Below are 19,601 nucleotides of genomic sequence, written 5' to 3' on the forward strand. Positions count from 1 at the left end.
GACTGCAGGTCGGGTCAGGAGCTCGGCGGTCGAGCAGGCTGCGCCGCGGGAATATCCGCGCCCAGCACACCTCCGGGTATCGTCCGCGGTTCCTCGCCGAGCAGTTCGGCGGTGTTCTCCTCGTTGATCAAATACTCCGGAGTCTGCCGATCGCGCTCGTCGTCGCTGCCACCACCGCGGCCCGCACCGGGTGCACCCATCATCGGCGTCCCGCCCCGCGTCCCGGGCGAACCCGATGGTGAACCAGCCGCCCCCACAGGCATCCCGGCGGGTGCGCCGGGTGTGCCCTGCACAGTGCGGCCCGGCGTCGGGGCACTCGGAACACCGGGAGTGCCGGCGGGCGAACCAGGGCTCCCCGGCGAACCGGGCGGAGTGCCGGTCGTGGTCGACGACGGTGTCACCGCCGGGCTTCCGAGATCACTGGGGACCGTCGACTGCGGTGTGCTGGCCGCGGTATCGGTCGAGGCAGGCGCCTCGGACGCCGTGTCCTCGCTCGTCGGCTGCTGCTCTCCTGGCTGCTCTTGCGGGTTCTGCTCGCCCGGCGTCCCCGGATCGGTGGTATCGCCGGGAGACGGCGTGCCGGGACCGCTGGGGCCGCCCGGGCCACCGGGACCGCCTGGTTCCGGGGCATCCACGGCCACCGGATCCTTCGGCTGCGGCAACACCGGGATCTGGGTATCCGCGATTATCACCGGATTCACGTACGCGGAGGTGAAGTGGGCACGAATCTTGGCCTCGGCTTCGCTCACCCCGCCGTCACCGTCGAACCAGTCCCCCGGGTTCCACGCGCTCTGCGGATCGTACACAGTCGGCGGCATACCGCTCTGGGTTCTCAACACGGCATTCGCCGCATCATCGACCCGGTTCGCCATTCGCTGAAAACCGAGTGTCGCGTTGACGGCATCGTTGGCGTAGTCGTTGATCGCCTGCCGCGCCGACTCCGCCGCCGGACCTTCCCATGCCGACTGACTCGACCGGCGGATCCGGGCCGCGAACGTCGTAATACCGTCTTCCCACCCGGCCGCGATTTCGGCGAAATCATCACTGGCGGACGATGCCTCCGTCGGAACCATGTTTTCGAACGTCGACTGGATGTCGTACTGCGAATGATTCTCGGCTTTATCGTCCGCCCCCTGCGCCACGATCTTCGCCTGCTCATACCCGGGATCACTCATGACTTCCCCTGAAATCCCTGAGGCGCCGATGCCATCACCTCGTTGTACCGCGACGCGAACTCGCTATCGGACTCCACATACCTCTGGGCGATCACCCGATGCAACTCCTGAATGCCATCAATGATCTCGTAGTGGCGTTGCAAAATGGCGTACACATCGTTGCCGGCGGGATCGCCCTTTGCTTTCTCGCGAAACCGCTGAACCAGGACTTTCCCCGACATAATCCAGTTGGCTGGATCCTCACCCAGCCCCCACACCTCACGATCAGAAATTCGCTCCGCGATCGCCTGGAGATCGCCGATCTTGACTTTCATCGCCTCGCAGTCGCGGTCCATGTACACGAACTCTTCCGCACTCAGACGGACATCGTTGCTGAAGGACACCGATAACTGGCCCTCACTCGCCGCATCGATCTGAGTCTGAAACGGACGCGCCTTCTCCTCATCTGCCACAACTCACCCCCGTGCCGGCACCCGAGTAGTTCACAGCCACAACTCCTATGCGTCCGTCGGGACCAGCGGAAGGACTTTTTCCGCCAACCGAATCCCGATATCACACGGGTCCTGATCCCCGGTCAGCCGACGGGACGGCGGATTCACGATGGCGAACTCGAGGCTTCCGCCTACAAGCTCAGCATTCAATCCACACGCATCCGCCCCGTTGGACTGAGTGATGATGACCTGTCGATCACCTACCGCAATGGCCCGGCTACCCGGCACGTCCCTCTTCCGGACCATCTCGAGTGTTAGATTGGTCGCGCTTATCGTCGCGGTGTAACCGTCGGATACCACCCAGCGGCAACCGCTCCAGGCAATGTCGCCACGCCGCATCTCATCCGTGGACGTCGAACTATTCGTCGAGCGCAGGCCTTCGGTATCCAGGACTTCCTGCGGGATATCAGTGCACGGATCGAACTTGTCCGGTATTTGCGGCGCTGCCGCCTGCCCTGCCGTCGAGGGATCCGACGGCTCCGCGGCCCCATCCGTCCCGCACCCCGCGGCCAGCAACACCACACCGATCCCGGCGGTCACGCTGTACACCGACCGTCGCCAGATGCCCATTCGCTCCCCTTGCGCCGATCCTGGAATATTCCCGCAAGACCGGGCCGGCTCCTCCGCCCCCGCGAGCTCACTCCGAACGTATCGGACATCCGTCCGTCGTCGCAAGCGGACCCGCGCCCCCTGTGAAGTAGTTCGGATCGCGCCGCTACCCGGCCCCGCGCCCGTTCGCTGAACAGGCGTGCCGCGTCGAAGTCCGCCAGGGCACTGCTGCCGGCGAGCGGTTACACTGCTCGCCGGGATTGCAAGGCTGATCGGGAGGGGCTGGGGGGTGGATGCTCGCGTCGGCGAGTCCTTTGCCGGGTACACCATCGAGAACGTTCTCGGCCAAGGCGGAATGGGCACGGTTTACCTGGCCCGGCATCCTCGGCTGCCGCGGTCGGTGGCGCTCAAACTGGTGAATCGTGAGGTCTCGGCCGATCCCGAGGTGCGGCGGCGGTTCGAGCAAGAAGGCGATGTCGTCGCCCGGCTGGACCACCCGGGCATCGTCGGGATCTACGACCGCGGGACCGACCACGGCCACCTGTGGATCGCCATGCAATACATCCGCGGCAGCGATGTCGCGAAATTGGACCCGCGGTCGCTGACCCCCGATCGTGCAGTGCGGATCGTGACCCAGACCGCCGCGGCACTCGACCATGCCCACGCTCAGGGCGTGTTGCATCGCGATATCAAACCCGCCAATATCCTGCTGGCGCAGTCGGAAACGGGCCGCGAGGAACGCACGGTGCTGACCGATTTCGGCATCGCCCGCATGCTCGATTCCAGCACCAGACTCACCGCGACCGGTACCTTCACCGCGACCCTGGCTTACGCCTCGCCCGAGCAGTTGTCCGCGGAACTCGTGGACCATCGCGCCGACCAGTACTCACTCGCCTGCACGCTGTTCGCCCTGCTGGCCGGGCAGACCCCCTATGCGAACACCAGCCCGGGACAGGTAGTCGCAGGTCACCTTACGAAGCCCGTGCCCCAGCTGAGCTACTTCCGCTCCGACCTGCCGCCCCAGCTCGACCAGGTTTTCGCATGTGCGCTGGCAAAGAACCGCGAGCAGCGGTTCGGAAGCTGCGAGGAATTCGCCGCCGCCGCGTACCACGCGCTGGGTGGCAGGCATGTACCAGTGCATGCCTACACCGGCCCGACCGTGGTGAACCCGGCCGCCACCGCCGTGAACCCGGCGGCCACAGTGGTGAATACGGCAGCGACAGTGGCCGATTCGGCTCCGTACATGTCAGGGCAGCCGCCGCACATCTCGATGTATCAATCGGATCCCGCCGACGCGCGCGTGCGCGGCGGTGGTCCTTACGCCCCGGCCGACCCGCACAGCGCATCTGCGCCCACGCCTCGCCGGAAGTCACTCGGTTTGCGAATACTCGCGGGCGTGGGTGCCGTAGTGGTCCTGGCCGCGGCGGGGATCTACGTGCAGCGCGATGCGGTCATCGCTTGGTTCAGAGCTTGGGACGGCGACCAGCGGATCATTGCGGATGCCTTCCCGAACCTGATCACCGGACTACGATCAGAGGGCAGTTGGCTCGGCGCGATCTGCTACCCGAACAGTTACATGGACGGACGGGTGCAGGCGATCAGCTGCAGTAACCACGACACCGGCTTCCGCTACAGCGTGAAGATGTACAGCAGCGGGGCCGAGGCGACCTCCATGGTCTACAGCTCCGTCCCGGTGCGGACCGCCGACCGGATCGTCCCGCGCGCGGACATCGGGGCCCCGGCGGCAGCGACCATCACACCGGCCACGCCCGGCAGCTTCGGCTCCGGCACGGTGTACACACGTTTCCCGCAGGACGAACAACGATCCCGATTCGTTTTCGAACTCGATTGGTCGAACCACAGCGCTGCCGAAACATTCGAGCAGTGGTGGCCGCAGGCCCCGCTCGGGGCAGAGGCGGCGAGCTGAGGTGATCCGGCTGGGAATCGGCGATTCGTTCGCCGGCTACACCATCGAGGGCGTACTCGGCGAAGGCGGAATGGGGACGGTCTATCTGGCCCGGCACCCGCGATTGCCGATGCAGGTCGCGATCAAACTCCTGCTCCCGGCAGCATCGGCCGATCGAGAACTACGGCTGCGCTTCGAGCAGGAAGCTGGTGTCATCGCACGCCTGGAACATCCGAATGTCGTCGACGTATACGACTGCGGCACCACGGACGGCCACCTGTGGATCGCGATGCAATACATCCGCGGTGGCCACGCCGGGCAGCTCACACCACACAACTCGCCGCCCGGACGGATTCTGAACGTTATCGCGCAAACGGGCGATGCGCTGGACTACGCCCACTCCCGCGGGGTCCTGCACCGAGATGTGAAGCCGGCCAATATTCTGCTCGCCGCCGCCGACGCCGGACGTTCGGAACGGCCCGTGCTCACCGACTTCGGCATCGCGCGGTTGCTGGAATCCGATGCGGGCCTCACGGCCGACGGCTCGTTCACCGCCACCATCGCTTACGCCTCACCAGAGCAGTTGTCCGGCACGCCGGTCGATCACCGCGCGGACCAGTACTCGCTGGCCTGCACCTTGTTCATGCTCTTTACCGGTAGGGCACCGTTCGATTACTCCAATGCCGGTCAGGTGATCACCGCGCACCTGGTCAAACCGCCGCCACGAGTGGCCGAGGTCCGCTCCGACCTGCCGGCCGCGCTCGACGAGGTCATAGCGCGGGGAATGGCCAAGCGACCGGATGAGCGTTTCGCGAGCTGCGGTGAGTTCGTGCGGGCCGCACGGGCCGCATTCTCCGAGCCTACTGCCGCCGCTCCGCACCGATCGGCCCCCACAGTCCTCGCGCGGCCGCACCCGGCACACCAGGTCGTTCCGGTACGGGTATCGCAGGGGGCCGCATATGTGGAATCCGAACCTGCGATCCAGACCCCTCCGGTGCCACATCCAGGGCCGGGATACCCCTCGTCACAACCGGTTCGGCGTCGTCCCCGCCGTGCCCTGATCGTGGCCGGGGCCCTTCTCGGTGTCGTCGCGCTCTGCGGTGCGGGTGGCGTGCTGTTCCTTCCCGGACTGTTCGAGAAGTGGACCACCAGCGAATGGGGAAGCCGGAACCAGTCCATCGCAGATACCTTTCCGCATCTCGTATCCGCCCGCGAACACGGCACGGGCTGGCACGAATTGGACTGCTCCGCCATGCTGCCCGGATCGGAGGGATCGGGACCCGAATTCAAAGAGAAAGGCGCCTTCGACAACGGTATTCGATGCGACGACGACGATATCAACTACCTGGTCACGGTATTGGACTTCGGCAGCCCCGATCGGGCCGCGGCATTTATCGACGCCCTCGACCAGTTGTCGTATACGCGCATCTGGCATGAGCGCCACCCGGACTTTCCGTCGCCGCTGCCGATCGTCAGCGACGCACATATCGGCTCCGGTATCTACACCGGATTCCCGGAAGACCCGGTACGCGGCAGGTTTGTCATCGGCTTCTACAAGAAGGGTAAGACGGTCTCCGACGATTCTGTCCCCGAAGAACAGGTGATCGACGAAATGTGGAGGAACGCCCCACTCGGCCGGTGAGCGTGGGTCCGAACCCGGCCACAGTACCAAGGCGATGTGCGCCATACCGCCGATACGTACAGATTCATTTACCCGGGGAGCTCGAGACCACCAGTCCCGGAGAATGTCGTCGGCGGTATGTCAAGGCCATTTGACCTTGATGCGAAAATCGTCGGATTCAAGTTCCGCTTCCGCAGCCGTCGACTTTTCGAAATCCTCTATGGCGAAAGGAAACCCCGAGTTGTCCATATGGATACAGGTGATTTCCCCGTAGCTGCTGGCGCGACATGAAGCCTCACGCCAACCCGATGAGATGGGCCGGCTTCGGGAATGAGCCCGGGGAAGGCATCCCGCGTGGTTTGCGCGTGCGTCCACGGCGGCGGCTCGTTGTCTTCGGAGTCCAATGCCGCAAAATGGACCGCGGCAGCGCCGCCGATGAGCGCCACGGCCAGGCCGATAATCACTGCCGGTAGGACCGGGAACCCGTTTCGACGAGGAACCGGGGCGCTCGAACGCGTCGCGTGCCGCGGCAATGAATTCGGTGCAGGTGGAGAAACGCTGCTCGGGTTGTTTGGCCATCGCCTGCTCCAAGACGGCATCCAGAGCCACAGGTAGGTCGGAGCGGACGGCGGGTGAGCAGCGGCACCGGTCCGTAAACATGGCCCATCACGACCGGCCCCGGATTCGTCGCCGCATGGGGTGGCCGCCCGGCCAGCAGCGCGAACAGCGTGCAGGCGAGCGAGTATTGGTCGCTGCGGTAATCCACCGGCTCGCCGGACAACTGCTCGAGTGAGCCATAGGCCAGTGTCGCCGTGAACGTAACGGTAGCGGTGATTTCGGTACCCGTGGAGTAGGTGAGCCCGGCGATACCGAGACCGGTGATGACCGCCCGGGTATCCCGGAAATCATCGCCCTGAGTGATCAGGATGTTGGCGGGCTTCACGTCACGATGCAGAACCCCGCGGCTGTGCGCATAGTCCAGCGCCGACGCGATCCCGGCCAGCAGATCCACCACGTTCGCCGGTGGCTGCGCGGGGGAAGATCCTGCAGAAACACCGCTGCTGCCCGTACAAGGCCGGCCGGAAGGCCAAGGCCATCCGCGTCCTGCAGCAGCGAGAGCTTCAAGCCGCGGCCAGAGGATGAAAATGGATCAGTCGCGGCCTACCGTTTCTATCGGCCGATTCCGCTTTCCTGCAGGACTCTTTCATGTCGGACAAGACGGGCCGCCAGTTCACTGTCGGACTCCCGGTCCAGTTCGAAATCTCGGACAAATTCGGGTTTCCGTGCACGAATCTGTGCGCAGCAATCGACGATATCCTGCGCAATATACTTTGCGTCGATCGTTGCGGCCCAGTCCGGGTCGATCGTAATAGACATCAACAGAGAACGTTTCGCAGTAACGGTCAGCCCCGGACGGCCGTCTCGATTGTATCCAGGGCCGTGCACCACGTGCGCCGACTGGGTGAACAGTTCATTGTAGAGTTCTTTGTACTCCTCGCGGGTCCTGGTCCGCAGCAGAAGCGGCGCGGCGTCGCGCAAAGACGGAAGGGTCGCCGGCGGGATAGTTCCGGATTCGACTAACTTCAATGCCAATTCACGAGCTGCGAACTGGTAGGCGTCCATAATGGACTTCCCATACTCCTGCGGTGCGAATGCATTTTTCCAGGACGACTTCAGCGTGATCGAGGTCGGTAGCCTGTCCAGGCCGCATTGCACTTCCACCAGGCCGGACTTGCTCGTTACCGCCAGGAGTGCCGCACCGGTTCGAGGCTGTTCGGGTGGCTTTGGTGCCGGCGGCGGCATGGGGACCGGGGGTGTCCGGGCCCGGGTGGGTGGCGAAACCACCACAAGAGGTTCTTCGTCCCAGAATTCATCGGGATCGTCGTAATGGTTGAAGTATCCACCGTTGTATCCCTGTGCTGACATCACGACACCTAACGAATCACGCTACTTCTGCGTTGAAGCGGCTGACCTTCCCAGCAACCGGCATCGGATAATGCCCCTGCCTCATGGACCGACCACACCACATGCAGTCCTGGCCACAGGCTCTCCTCCCGGCATCTGTTCTGTCAAGCCTGCCAATGGCGCCCGATCGAACCCCATAGCGAGTGGACCTCCCCGCCCACAGTCGATCTGGTGCTCGACGACGGATCTACGCCTGGCTGGTGGCCGGTTCCCGGCGGCCGAACGAGGTCGATGATAGTTGTAATGCAAGTTCCAGATCTGCAGCGCCTGCCGACGCTGCAGATCCGAGGTCCATTCCTGGGCGTAGAAGAGTTCCTCGGCCAGGGTCCGGCTGTAGCGTTCGACCTTCCCATTGTGGCGGGGCGTGTAGGGAGTGATCCGCTGATGACGAGCCCCCAACAGCACTTTCGCGAAACCGTAAGCCCTCTAGCAGGCGCCGTGGTCGGTGACGTTCCGCTCGATCCAGACGATGCTGATGTGCGGGTTGGCGGTTCACATCCTGCAGCCGAAAGAACCGCCCCTTTCTGCTCACCCCACACCCCACGTCACCAACGTCACGACCCGCAACACCTAGGGGTGTTCAGTTGATGACCTTCTCCGGAGACCCCTGATTCCGCTGACCGTCCCCCTCTGGTGGCGAAACCAACCGAGGATTCGGCACTCAGTCGGTTCGGTCTGGACAACAAGGCTGCTGTGGGTGCAGGTGCTATCGCTACAGGTTGCGGCCTGATTGTCTGCGCGGATAGGCTGCCCGGGTCAAGCGGGGGGATTCCGTTCACCTCGAAGCATTTCGAACAGTTGTGATGGTGATTACGGTGGATCGGTTTCGAACATGTTGCGCGGCAGCGGTGAGCGCAGTATCCATGGTGGGTTTTCTGTCAGGCTGCGCAGCAGGGACACCTCAGAGCCCATCGGCGCTGCCGAAATTCAGCGGCATAACGGGTTCTTGCGAGCAGGCCGCCGCTCCGGCGATGGATGCCATTCGCGATTACACCGGCGAACTCTTCAGGCAATCGGTGGAATTCGAAGAGGAGAGTGGTAGTTCGATCACTTCCGATGCGTCCGTCAAGATTTGCAAGGCCTCCTATGTCGATTCAAATGCATCGAGTACACCCCAAACTCCCGGATCCCCCCTGAAACGAGTAATAACCCTCTCGTTCTCATTGAAGCTCGATGATGATGCGGTCGAGGCCTCCCGCAGACATTTCCTTCGTGCCCACGAAGATATGAACGGCGAGCCCACAATACCCCTCGGGGATGAGTCATTCGAGTCCTGGGATGTCATCGACGATACAGCCGTCGTCGCATTCCGTGACAGCAACGCATATGTGAGCGCTGCCGTCGCCGGTTGGAATTGGTCGGAGCAGGAAAGTATCAGTGGACCCCCCGCGGCTGAATCCGAGCTGCATCCGGGATCCCAGAGGATCGCAGCGTCTCTTGCTGAAAATCTTGATTCTGTCCTGACACCGAGTTGAATCAGCCGAATCGAAGGAGTTGCCGGCCGATGACGACAGACCTGGATAATCCGCACACAGTAGAAGCATTAGTCCGAGTTCCAGCCGACACCGCCAGCATGGCGGTTGAAGCAGACTCGGCGCGTAGCGGTTTATACCACCGCTCCCTCGCTGCGTATTCATGGAACAAAATAAGAGTCGATAGTGCGAGATGGTACCGAGCGCGAGAACAGCAGAGGGGAACGTGATCTAATGCCTGACGACTTGAAGACAGATGTGGATATGCTCGAAAAGGTATCCACCTGCTGGCGCACAGAAGCAGTTCCGGGGCTTCGTGATGCTGCTGCATCGATTGATCCTTTGAAGTTTACAGAGGTTCAATTCGGTCCCCTTTTCAACAGTATGTGGGAATCCTATCGCGATGCCGCGGAATATGTTCAAAAAATCCTGAACCAGGCGCCGGCCGCAGCCGAGCAGATGGCAAACGCCTTACATCTCGCAGCAGTCAGCTTCGATGCGCAAGAGTCGCAGAACCAGCAGGCGCTGAACAATGCAGCTGGCGATGCGGGGCTCTAGATACCATGACCGACAATCCGAACTTGTCCTCTGAAGCACTCGCAAAACTGCGGGACGATCTCACCTCCGGCGCTAGCGATCTGAAGGACATCCCAGACGAGCTGAACTATGCGTTCGATCTCCTCAGGGGCGCCAGCCCAGCAGCGTATATGATGCTGACCGGCAAACGCGATGAGATGCAGGAGAAACTCAAGCAAATCATCGACAAGGTTCAAGAAGCTATCGATGGAATGTTTGCTCCATGGCTTTTTGTGGATTATGCCGCCTATTGGAATGACGTCGGAACCGAGGTATCGAAGGTCAAAAATCGCCTGGGTAGTCCCGAGTTCAATATGGACGGCAACTGGGACGGCTTCGCATATAAAGCCTATACCGCATCGAAGACATCCCAACTAAACGCCATGAACCAGATCAACCTCATGTGCGAAAAGGTCCATGATGAGCTTCTCGTGATCGCCGAGGCAGGTCGCAACCTTTACTCGGGTATCGTCAATAACCTGGCAACAATGCTGGCCGAGCTGGTAGTTGCAATCGCGGAATCCGTCGAAACCGCCGGAGTCGCCCTCATATGGACAGTAAACAACATGAACTCCGCTATCGTTGCGGGGGTCGAGCTTATCGTCGGCGCGATGGTTGATTTCGTCGAGACCGATACCAAAGCAGTGATTGCTGCCGATAACTTAGCGAAGATGGTCGACGACCCGGAGGGATTTTCGGTGGATGCCCAAGGAAATAACGTCTGGCCCACAACCGAGACCCAAGGTTTCGACAACAAAGACGATGACTGGAAGTCATCGACGGTGGCGTAGAATGCTGCCCTTGTGAAAGCACCGATGGCATCGAGACCCCTGCCTTTCACAGCCGCCCTCACCGATGGTGAGCACATCGGGTGATCCATACCAGACCCGGTAACGGATCGGGTGGGCCGAAACCTCCCATGAACACTCGCAGGTTCAGCCCAGTTCAGAGCCGTAGGATCTGAATAGCTTCTTGCCGACACGGACAGGGACAGGCTGCGGCTTCGTTGCGGCTCAGCCGGGATGTCGGAGGTGGGTGCGAGGATGGGCGCGGCCGAGGTTCGGGAGCGGGCGAGGGAGGATCATGGGCAAGCTGGACGGACAGGTCGCCGTCATCACCGGCGGCGCGCGGGGGCAGGGGCGGGCGCATGCGATGGCGCTGGCGGCCGAGGGCGCCGATATCGTGCTGTGCGATATCGGCGCGCAGGTCGCGAGTGTCCCCTACCCCCTCGGCTCGGAGCAGGATCTCACCGAGACCGCCGAACTGGTCCGCGCCACCGGTCGCCGATGCCTCGCCGTCACCGCCGACGTGCGCAGCAGGGAGCAGATGGACGCCGTCGCGGAACAGGCGGTCGCCGAATTCGGCCGGATCGATATTCTGCTGGCCAACGCGGGAATCGCGTCCAGCGCGTTGATCGCCGATATGCCCGAGCACACCTGGCGGGACATGATCGATATCAATCTCACCGGCGTCTTCCACAGTTTCCACGCGGTGGTTCCGCATATGGTCGAGCGGGGCCGGGGCCGGATCGTCGCCACCTCCTCCATCGTCGCGCGGATGGGGGCGCGGAAGTCGGGGCATTACGCGGCCGCGAAATGGGGGGTGGTCGGGCTGGTGAAATCGTTGGCGCTGGAGGTCGCCGAGCACGGGATCACCGTGAACGCGGTCCTGCCCTCGGGTGTGCAGACCGATATGATCATGAACCCGGCGACCTATCGGGAATTGCTCCCCGATATCGAAAACCCGACGCGCGCGGACGCTATGGCGATGTTCGAGGCCGGTGGCGGGTTGATCCAGCCCGCCGAGGTGTCGGAGATGATCCTCATCCTGGTCTCCGAATCCGGCCGCCGCTACAACGGCGAGGCGATCACCATTTCCGGCGGGATGAGCGCGAACACCACCTGAGCCGGCTGCACTCCCGATATGCGAATCCGCCGGGCGACCGGGGAGATCGCTCGGCGGATTCGGTGGCTGCCGTCGGACGGCGTGGGATCAGAGTTTGCCGCCCCCGCCGATCAGCCACGGGTTGAACGTGCACTGCAGCGGCTGCGACGGATCCAGGGTGTTCAGGATGATCGACAGTACGCGCGGTGAGTACATCAGCGTCAGATGATCGGAGAGGTCCTGTTCGCACCCGTCCTGCAGGGTGATGTTGCGGACGGTCGCACCCGGCCCGGCCTTCAGGAAGGTCGAATCGTAGGGGGTGGTGATCTCGTCGTAGCGGCTGCCGACCACCGTGTAGTCGATTCCGGGCACCGTATCGCCGGCGGCGTTGAGGTTGTTGACGAAATTCGAGCCGACGGTCTGCTGGATACCGGAGTGCCCGACGAAGATCTCCACCAGGCCCAGCACATCGATACCGAGATTGTTGATCGCCCGGCCCAGCGCGCCGATCCCGACCAGGGTCGTCCCGTGATGGGTGGCGCCGAAGGTCATCAGGTGGTGGACCTTCTCCGCTCCGCCCTCGAACTGGATGTATTGCCGCGAGGACACCCCGCCCTGGGAATGGCCGACGATATTCACCTTGTTCGCGCCGGTGGCCGCCAGGACCCGGTCCACGAAGACCGCGATCTGCTTCGCCGACTCCTCGATATAGCCGACACCGTTGGCGCCGGGGATGGCCGAACCGACGCCGCCGCCCTGGATCAGACCGGCTTTTCCGTAGTTGAAGGTGAATACGCAGTGCCCGGCGTCGTGGAGGGGCTGGGAGATGAACGCGAAATTGTTGTAGGCGTTCTCCCAGGTCCCGTGGATCAGCACGACCGGTTCGGGGTGCGCGGCGGTCGGTTTGCAGTTCCAGTCGTTGGTGCCGGGCGGCGCGACGTCGGGGTTGAGCAGTCCGTGCCCGAACGCACCCAGGAACGAGGTCGACGGCGGGCCGAAACCGACCGTGTCCGTGGCATGCCCGCCGTTCAATCCGGAGCTGGAACCGGAGCCGCCGTAACAGTCACCGGAGCCGTTGCCCGATCCGGTGCCGCTGCCGGAGTTGCACGCGGAGCCGGAAGCGCTACCGCTGTCGACGATCGGTTTCGCGGCCGGATCCTTCAGGCCGTTTGCGATGGTGTCGGCCAGTTGCTGCTCGGTCGGCACCTGTGCGGGCTGGGCCTGGACCCCCGTTCCCGGTAGCCCGATCGCCAGGATTGCCGCGGCCGTCACGGCGGCGCCGCGTAGCGATCGGCGGATCGTCGTTCGCCTCATCAGATGCCTTTCTGCACAACAAATACGGACCGATTCCGGGCGGTGAGGAATTCGAATGCCGGGAATCTGCGATGACGCTAGATCCGATCGGCCGCGATCGGACCGGCGCGGGCCCGGGTCCGGGGAGGTCACGAAAACGCGGTCACCGGTTAGAGAACCGCCATAAACGGCCTCCCGACCGGCCGTTGTGACGGGTCACGAGAACGGGCGGGGGCGTTACACCCGATCGCGCCCGAAATTCTCGGGGCTGGCCGATCCGGCGGAGTTTTCATTGAATTGGCGTGTGCAGAGCTCCAACGGTTCAGTGCCACTCTCCGATACCGGATCCACCCTTCTCGAACTCTTCGACGCGGCCGCCACGCTCGACCCGGCGGCGACCGCGGTGCGGTTCGAGGACACCGCGCTGACCTATGCGGAACTGTCCGCGCGCGCCGGGGCATTGGCGGCCCGGCTGGCGGCGCGCGGGGTGGGGCCCGAATGCCTGGTCGCGGTGGCGCTGCCCCGATCGCTCGAACTCGTGGTCGCGCTGGTGGCGGTGATCCGGGCCGGGGCCGCGTATGTGCCGATCGACCCGGACTATCCGCCGGAACGGGTCGAGTACCTGCTCACCGACGCGGCGCCGGCCTGCGTTGTCGTCGATTCCGCGACCCGCCTGCCGATTCCCCCGGACCTGCCGGTCGTCGCTGTCGACGATCTCACCGCGGCGGCCGCTCCCACCGCGGTCCCGTGCGCCGCGAACACCGCGTATGTCATCTACACCTCCGGTTCCACCGGCGCGCCGAAAGGGGTGGCGGTCACCCACCGCAATATCGTCTCGCTGCTGCGGCACACCCGCGCCCTGTTCGACCTCTCCCCCGCCGACGTCTGGACCCAGTTCCATTCCGCGTCGTTCGATTTCTCGGTATGGGAGATGTGGGGCGCGCTGACCACCGGGGCCACCCTGGTGGTCGTGGACCGGGCCGTGGCCGTCACACCCGGCGATCTCCTCGACCTGCTGGCCCGGGAACGCGTCACCATCCTGAACCAGACCCCGTCGGCGTTCTCCCAGCTCGACGCGGCGCAGGCCCGCGAACCCCGCACCCTGCACCTGCGCCATATCGTCTTCGGCGGCGAAACGCTCACCTCGCGCCGGGTGCGGGCGTGGTCGCGACGGCACGGACCGGCCGGGCCCGCGCTGACGAATATGTACGGAATCACCGAGACCACCGTGCACGTCACCCACGCCACGGTGGACCCGGCGGCGCCCGGCTGCCCGGTGGGCCGGCCGATCACGGGACTGCGGGTCCACATCCTCGACGATCGGCTGCGACCCGTCGCGCCCGGAACCACCGGTGAGATCTATATCGGCGGATCGCAGGTGAGCCGCGGTTATCTGCGGCGTCCCGCACTCACCGCCGCCCGCTTCGTGGCGGATCCGTTCACCGGCGGCGAGGTGCTGTACCGGTCGGGAGATCTGGGCCGCTGGAACGCCGCCGGTGAGCTGGAACATCTGGGTCGCGCCGACCGGCAGGTGAAGATCCGCGGGTTCCGGATCGAACCGGCCGAGGTGGAGGCGGCCCTGCTCACCTGCGACGGCGTCACCGACGCGGCCGTCATCGTCCGCCGCTCGCGGGTGCGCGGCCTCGAACTGTATGCCTACGCCACCGGATCCGGGCTGGTGGGAACGGTGCTGCGGAATCGCCTGCGGGGTCTGCTGCCCGCGCATCTGGTTCCGGTCGCCGTCACGGTCCTCGACGCGCTGCCGCTCACCGCGAACGGCAAACTCGATACCGCCGCGCTACCGCGACCGGCGGCCGGTGCCCGCGGCCGCGCCCCGCGCGCCGGCATGGAGGAACGGGTGACCGCGGCCTTCGCGACCGTTCTCGGCGTGGCGCAGGTCGGCGCCGACGATTCGTTCTTCGATCTGGGCGGCACTTCGATGACCGCCGCTCAGCTGCTCACTGTGCTCCGCGAGGAAATCGGCACCGACCTCGCGCTGGTGTGGTTGTTCAGTGATCCCACACCGGCCGGATTGACCCGCCGAATTCTCGCCGAAACCGTCGCGGGGGTGTCTCCGGGCGATTCGGCCTTCGCGCCGATCCTGCCCTTCCGCGAGACCGGCGCCGGCGCCCCGCTGTTCTGCCTCCATCCGGTACTCGGACTGGCGTGGAGTTTCGCCGGACTCGCCGCCCGGCTGGACTGCCCGGTCTACGGAGTTCAGGCGCCGATCCTCACCGAGGACGGCCCCTTCCCGGACACGATGGAGGCGCTCGCCGCCGACTATCTCGCCCGGATCCGCGCGGTCCGGCCGCACGGCCCGTACCGGCTGCTCGGCTGGTGCTGGGGCGGGATGATCGCGCACGCCGTCGCCGTCCGGCTGCAGGCCGAGGGCGAACACGTCGAACTGCTGGCGATGCTCGACTCCTTCGTCGACGAGGTGGGCTACCGCTCCGACAGCCCCATCACGGTCGGCGATCTCCTCGGCCAGCTCGGATCCAAACGCGCGCTGAACATCGCCCCGGAGGATTTCACCCCCGCCGACGCGCTCGCGCTACTGGCCGGCCTCCCGGGCCCGTTCCGCACCCTCACCGAGGACAGAATCCTGCGTATCTTCGCCGGTGTCGCGGCGGCGCAACCGATCGGCGCCGGATACCGGCCCGAGCCCTTCCACGGCGAACTGCTGTTCTTCACGGCGGCGCGCGACGACTTCGGGGCCGGCCGAGCCGCCCGGGCGTGGGCACGCCATGTGCGGGGCCCGGTCCGCGATATCCCGGTCCCCGCCACCCACTGGGATATGACCTCACCGCACGCGCTGCGGGTGATCGGCAGCGAGATCGCGGCGACCCTGGCCGGGCGGGAGAGCAGCAGCGGCGACGCCGCCCGAACCGGTATCGGTCAGAGCCCGAGGACCAGTTTCGCGGTGGTGAAGTAGATGATCAGGCCGGTGGCGTCGACCAGGGTGGTGACCATCGGCGCCGATACCACCGCCGGATCGATGCGCAGGCGCTTGGCCAGCAGGGGCATGGTGCCGCCGATGGTCGCGGCCCACGCGCAGATCAGCACCAGCGTGATCCCGACGACCACCGCGACCCGCGGCCCGACGAACAACCCGCCGATCACGACACCGACGACGGCGAGCATGGCGCCCAGCACCAGGCCCACCCGGCACTCGCGCCAGATCACCTTGAACAGGTCGCCGCCGCGGACCTCGCCCACCGCCACCGCGCGCACACAGGCCGTCGCGGCCTGCGCTCCGGCATTGCCGCCCGCGCCGATGAGCAGCGGGATGAACAGCGCGAGCTGCGCCGCCTGCTCGAGGGTCGCCTCGAAGAAACCGGTCACACTCACCGTCAGGGTGGCGGCCACCAGCAGCAGCATCAGCCACAGCGCGCGGTAGCGGGCCAGCTGGAACACCCCGGCGGCCATGTAGTGGCCTTCCCAGGGCGCCGAACCGGCCTGTTTGGCGACGTCCTCGCTGTCGGCGGCCTCGATCACCTCGACGGCGTCGTCGATGGTGAGCAACCCCACCAGCCGGTCCTCGCTGTCGACCACCGGCATATTGATGTCGTTGGTCTCGCGCATGAGCCGCGCGGCCTTCTCCGCCGAATCGGTGGCCCGCACGAACGCGGGTTCGGTGACCACCAGATCCGCGACCATCGTGTCCGGACCGCTGAGCACCAGTTCCCGCAGATCGACGATGCCGCGCAACCGGCGGCCCACATCCACCACGGGCAGCGTGTACACGGTTTCGGCGTTGCCGCCCTTGATCCGCACGGTGCGCAGGGCTTCGGCGACGGTCAGCGTGCCCGGGATCGCGACCACGGCCGGCGTCATATACCGGCCGACCGACCCTTCGGGGTAGCCGAGCAGCGCGGCGGTCATCCGCCGTTCGCGGGGACTCAGCCCGGCCAGCGCCTTCTTGGCGACCTTGGCGGGGGCTTCGCGCAGCATGCGGGCGCGATCGTCGGGGGCCATACGCTCGACGAGTTCACGGAAATTCTGGTCTCGCAGGCCCTGCAGGATCTGCTGCTGGTCGACGGGTTCGAGTTCCTCGAACACCGCCAGCGCCAGGTCCTTGTCCAGCAGGCGGAACGCCACCCCGGCCTCGACCGCGTCCATACGGGCGAGTTCGTCGGCGATGACATGCGGCGGATGGGTGTCCAGCCAGCGCAACGCGGCGTCGACGCGATGGCGTTCGACCACGTCCTGGAGGGATTCCGACAGCGTCGTCGGCGCTTCGATGAGTTCGATCTGCGACATGAGAAGTCCTCGGCACAGCAGTGAGTAGCGAGTGATTCGACAGAATTCACACCGCGAGGCACCGAGCCGGACCGCTCCGCCGGCAGGAACTGCTAGCGGATACGCGGGCGGACGGCGCCGCGCGGTTTTCGACTGGGAGGTTCGCTGCGCATTGCAACACCACCTCCCTCTCTCATCGCCGCCGTGCGCGCGGAAGCACGCCCGAAATCCGCATTGAACAGTTATGAATGCGAACGCATCCGTGATCAGGATACATCCCGGTCGTGGAAAGTCCGCATCGGAACGTTCGTCACACGGCGTTTCACATTCCCGGGCGTGTCCGGCCCGGCGTGGCGTAGATCTCGTCGCGGTGCGGTGATGCCGCCGGTGACCCGGTACCCGGGCCGGGTTAGCCTGGCGGGGTCGCGGCCGCGGGATGTCCGGCGGCCGCCGGGTGCCAAAGGGGGAATCGTGCTTCGACGTCTCGTCGTGCTGTGCCTGCTCATGGGCAGTCTCGTCGCCTGCGGCGGCGGCAGCGCCGAAACACCGGCGGGACAGGACTCCGCCATCGACGACTTCTGGCTGACAGCGCCCACTTCCGACGCCGGGCGGCTGGAACTGCTCGGCCGGGCCCGCGCCATCGACCCGTGCGCCCTGCTGCCCCGGGACGCGCTCGCCGAATTCGGCGAGGTGCTGCGGCTCCACAACACCGCGCCCAGTTCGTGCACGGCCACGCTGAACTCCGACGAGACGGGTGCGGGCACCGAGTTCGACCTCGGCGTCCTCGTCCGCCGGCCCGGTGTCGCGTCGCATCCGGACGACGCCGCGGTCCGGATGGTCGAGGGCGTGGCCGTCACCTCCGTCCGCGATCTGGATCAATTCCCGGACCAGCGCGAAGATCAGCTGGTCGAGCGGAACTGCACGGTGACAGCGGGGTTCGGCTCCCAGCTCTCGTTCATGCTGTTCACCTCGACACCACCCGGGACCGAACCCTGCCCGATCGGTGAACGGGTGATCTCGGCCGCGGTCACCGAGATGCGGGATCCACCGTCGCGCGGGTCCTCACCGGACACCGCGCGCACGGTCGTCGACGACGCCGACCCCTGCGCCGCCGCCGCGGCGCTGGGAGTGCGGGTGCCGGCGGCCGAACAATCGATGTGGACGTGCGATTTCGGCTACCGCGACGACCAGATCTCGGTGTCCTACGCCTACGACCAGGAACAGATGACGACCGGCGCCCCGCTGTTCACCGTCGGCACCCATCCCGTCTACCGGCTCAGCGAGCCCGGCGAGGACTTCACGATGGTCATGGGCCGGATCGGACCGCCGATCGTGACCAGCGAGCCCGTGGACTACATGGGACCTCGCCTGCCGACGGTCACGGTGACCGGTAAGGACGACTCGGTGGTCGACGAGGTCGTCCGTCGATCCCTTTCCGCTTTCCCCGCGCAGTAGACCGAGGCCGAGACGGCACGGCCGGATCAGCCGGGCAGGATCTCGGCGGTGGCGAGCCAGCCCTCCCGGGCACTGCGCTGGCGCGGCGCCCAGTCCGCGGCGGCGCGGAAGCAGGCGTTCGAGACCCGCAGGGAACGGGTCAGCGAGGTGAGCCGGTCGCCGAGCAGTCCGGCGGCGCGGCCGGGACCGCGAATCCACAGCCGGCGACCGGCGGCCCGGGCGAGCGCGTCGGTGTAGTCGCGGTGGGTGAGCGGTTCGTCGTCGACCACGTTGTAGGTGCCGGGCGCGACCTGCAGTGCCGCGACCACGGCTCGACCGGCGTCGGCCACGTGAATCGAGGATATATAGCCGTCCGGGCTCCCCAGCGTCATCCCGATATGCCGCCGCGCGAGCGCGAGCATCTGCTCGCTGTGCCGGGCGCCGGGACCGTAGAACACACCGAACCGCAGCACCACCGCGGCTCCCCCGCCCGCGCCGAACCGGGCGGCATTCGCCTCGGCGGCGAAGTTGCTCGTGGCCAGCGGAAAGCGATCCACCGGAGCGGATTCGGTGATCCACCGGGCGCCCTGGTCGGCATAGAACATCACGACCGATTCCTGCACGACCCGCCCCACACCCGCCGCGAGGGCCGCGTCCACCACGGCGGCCGAGCCCTCGGTCCGGACGTATTCGTTGGCGCGCATCGCGCGCCGGCTCGCGAATCTGCTCATCGGCGGAATCGCGGTCGCCAGATTCACCACCGCGTCGTGGCCTTCCAGGGCCGAGGTCAAGGCGGTGCGGTCGAACAGGGAGATCCGGGCGGGTGTGGCGCCGGCCGATACCAATTCGGCGGCCTTCTCGTCCGACCTGGCCAGTGCCGTCACCGAATGGCCCACCCCGACCAGCGCCGGGACAGTATGGACGCCGAGAGCACCGGTCCCTCCGGTGACGAACACGCGCATGGTGCCAACGTACGCCGCCGATTCGGCGCGCGAA

16 protein-coding genes and 1 pseudogene are annotated in these 19,601 nt (G+C 65.6%); 8 read left to right on the plus strand and 9 right to left on the minus strand.

Features of this window, described 5'->3' with window-relative positions; genetic code table 11:
* Positions 1–14 precede the first annotated feature (14 nt).
* Genes ACZ6SF_RS25735 through ACZ6SF_RS25745 form a run of 3 tightly spaced genes read right to left on the minus strand, consistent with a single transcriptional unit; the run spans position 15 to position 2,236 of the window.
* The gene (locus ACZ6SF_RS25735) at positions 15–1,175 is read right to left on the minus strand and encodes a hypothetical protein (protein WP_466065201.1); all 1,161 of its coding nucleotides are present in this window, start codon (positions 1,173–1,175) and stop codon (positions 15–17) included.
* Positions 1,172–1,627: a hypothetical protein gene (locus tag ACZ6SF_RS25740; protein WP_466065203.1), complete on the minus strand. Its 456-nt coding sequence runs from the start codon at positions 1,625–1,627 to the stop codon at positions 1,172–1,174. Before ACZ6SF_RS25740 ends, ACZ6SF_RS25735 begins: the two co-directional genes overlap by 4 nt.
* Positions 1,628–1,672: 45 nt before the next feature.
* Positions 1,673–2,236 carry a DUF3558 domain-containing protein gene (locus ACZ6SF_RS25745; RefSeq protein WP_466065204.1) on the minus strand — a complete coding sequence of 188 codons (564 nt, stop codon included), beginning with the start codon at positions 2,234–2,236 and terminating at the stop codon, positions 1,673–1,675.
* Between the two features lie 268 nt (positions 2,237–2,504).
* On the opposite strand from ACZ6SF_RS25745, the gene ACZ6SF_RS25750 reads away from it, so the two are divergent.
* Together ACZ6SF_RS25750 and ACZ6SF_RS25755 are read left to right on the plus strand one after the other, a co-directional pair.
* Entirely contained in the window at positions 2,505–4,142 is a 1,638-nt protein-coding gene (locus ACZ6SF_RS25750) for a serine/threonine-protein kinase (RefSeq protein WP_466065205.1), read from the plus strand.
* Position 4,143: 1 nt separating this feature from the next.
* Positions 4,144–5,763, plus strand: a complete 1,620-nt coding sequence (locus tag ACZ6SF_RS25755; RefSeq protein WP_466065207.1) for a serine/threonine-protein kinase — start codon at positions 4,144–4,146, stop codon at positions 5,761–5,763.
* Between the two features lie 439 nt (positions 5,764–6,202).
* On the opposite strand, the gene ACZ6SF_RS25760 is transcribed toward ACZ6SF_RS25755, so the two are convergent.
* From ACZ6SF_RS25760 to ACZ6SF_RS25770, 3 genes and pseudogenes are all read right to left on the minus strand, one after another.
* Complete coding sequence (locus ACZ6SF_RS25760) at positions 6,203–6,754, minus strand: protein kinase domain-containing protein (RefSeq protein WP_466065209.1); 552 nt, start codon at positions 6,752–6,754, stop codon at positions 6,203–6,205.
* Positions 6,755–6,912: 158 nt separating this feature from the next.
* Complete coding sequence (locus ACZ6SF_RS25765; protein WP_466065211.1) at positions 6,913–7,668, minus strand: hypothetical protein; 756 nt, start codon at positions 7,666–7,668, stop codon at positions 6,913–6,915.
* A gap of 228 nt (positions 7,669–7,896) precedes the next feature.
* Positions 7,897–8,169: pseudogene (locus tag ACZ6SF_RS25770) on the minus strand (integrase core domain-containing protein); the annotation flags it as partial.
* 386 nt (positions 8,170–8,555) lie between these two features.
* On the opposite strand from ACZ6SF_RS25770, the gene ACZ6SF_RS25775 reads away from it, so the two are divergent.
* The 4 genes from ACZ6SF_RS25775 (at position 8,556) to ACZ6SF_RS25790 (ending at position 11,660) form a co-directional block, all read left to right on the plus strand.
* Positions 8,556–9,182 (plus strand): hypothetical protein, encoded by a 627-nt coding sequence (locus tag ACZ6SF_RS25775; RefSeq protein WP_466065213.1) that lies wholly within the window; start codon positions 8,556–8,558, stop codon positions 9,180–9,182.
* Positions 9,183–9,413: 231 nt separating this feature from the next.
* The gene (locus ACZ6SF_RS25780) at positions 9,414–9,737 is read left to right on the plus strand and encodes a hypothetical protein (protein ID WP_466065215.1); all 324 of its coding nucleotides are present in this window, start codon (positions 9,414–9,416) and stop codon (positions 9,735–9,737) included.
* Between the two features lie 5 nt (positions 9,738–9,742).
* On the plus strand, positions 9,743–10,546 hold the full coding sequence (locus ACZ6SF_RS25785; RefSeq protein WP_466065217.1) for a hypothetical protein: 804 nt from the start codon (positions 9,743–9,745) through the stop codon (positions 10,544–10,546).
* A 292-nt stretch (positions 10,547–10,838) separates the two neighbouring features.
* A complete protein-coding gene (locus ACZ6SF_RS25790) occupies positions 10,839–11,660 on the plus strand; it encodes a mycofactocin-coupled SDR family oxidoreductase (RefSeq protein WP_466065219.1) in 822 nt (273 codons plus the stop codon).
* An 87-nt stretch (positions 11,661–11,747) separates the two neighbouring features.
* Here ACZ6SF_RS25790 and ACZ6SF_RS25795 read toward each other — a convergent pair whose 3' ends face one another.
* Positions 11,748–12,953: an esterase/lipase family protein gene (locus tag ACZ6SF_RS25795; protein ID WP_466065221.1), complete on the minus strand. Its 1,206-nt coding sequence runs from the start codon at positions 12,951–12,953 to the stop codon at positions 11,748–11,750.
* 283 nt (positions 12,954–13,236) lie between these two features.
* On the opposite strand from ACZ6SF_RS25795, the gene ACZ6SF_RS25800 reads away from it, so the two are divergent.
* Positions 13,237–15,864 carry an amino acid adenylation domain-containing protein gene (locus ACZ6SF_RS25800; protein ID WP_466065223.1) on the plus strand — a complete coding sequence of 876 codons (2,628 nt, stop codon included), beginning with the start codon at positions 13,237–13,239 and terminating at the stop codon, positions 15,862–15,864.
* Here the strand turns inward: ACZ6SF_RS25800 and mgtE are convergent.
* Complete coding sequence (mgtE, locus tag ACZ6SF_RS25805; RefSeq protein WP_466065225.1) at positions 15,828–17,192, minus strand: magnesium transporter; 1,365 nt, start codon at positions 17,190–17,192, stop codon at positions 15,828–15,830. The two genes, ACZ6SF_RS25800 and mgtE, sit on opposite strands and share 37 nt — an antisense overlap.
* Before the next feature lie 450 nt (positions 17,193–17,642).
* Between mgtE and ACZ6SF_RS25810 the strand changes: the two genes are divergently transcribed.
* The gene (locus ACZ6SF_RS25810) at positions 17,643–18,626 is read left to right on the plus strand and encodes a hypothetical protein (protein ID WP_466065227.1); all 984 of its coding nucleotides are present in this window, start codon (positions 17,643–17,645) and stop codon (positions 18,624–18,626) included.
* A 26-nt stretch (positions 18,627–18,652) separates the two neighbouring features.
* Here ACZ6SF_RS25810 and ACZ6SF_RS25815 read toward each other — a convergent pair whose 3' ends face one another.
* Positions 18,653–19,567, minus strand: coding sequence for an NAD-dependent epimerase/dehydratase family protein (locus tag ACZ6SF_RS25815; protein WP_466065229.1), 915 nt, complete (start codon positions 19,565–19,567; stop codon positions 18,653–18,655).
* Positions 19,568–19,601: the final 34 nt, after the last annotated feature.

This window comes from Nocardia sp. NPDC049935, assembly GCF_055586645.1.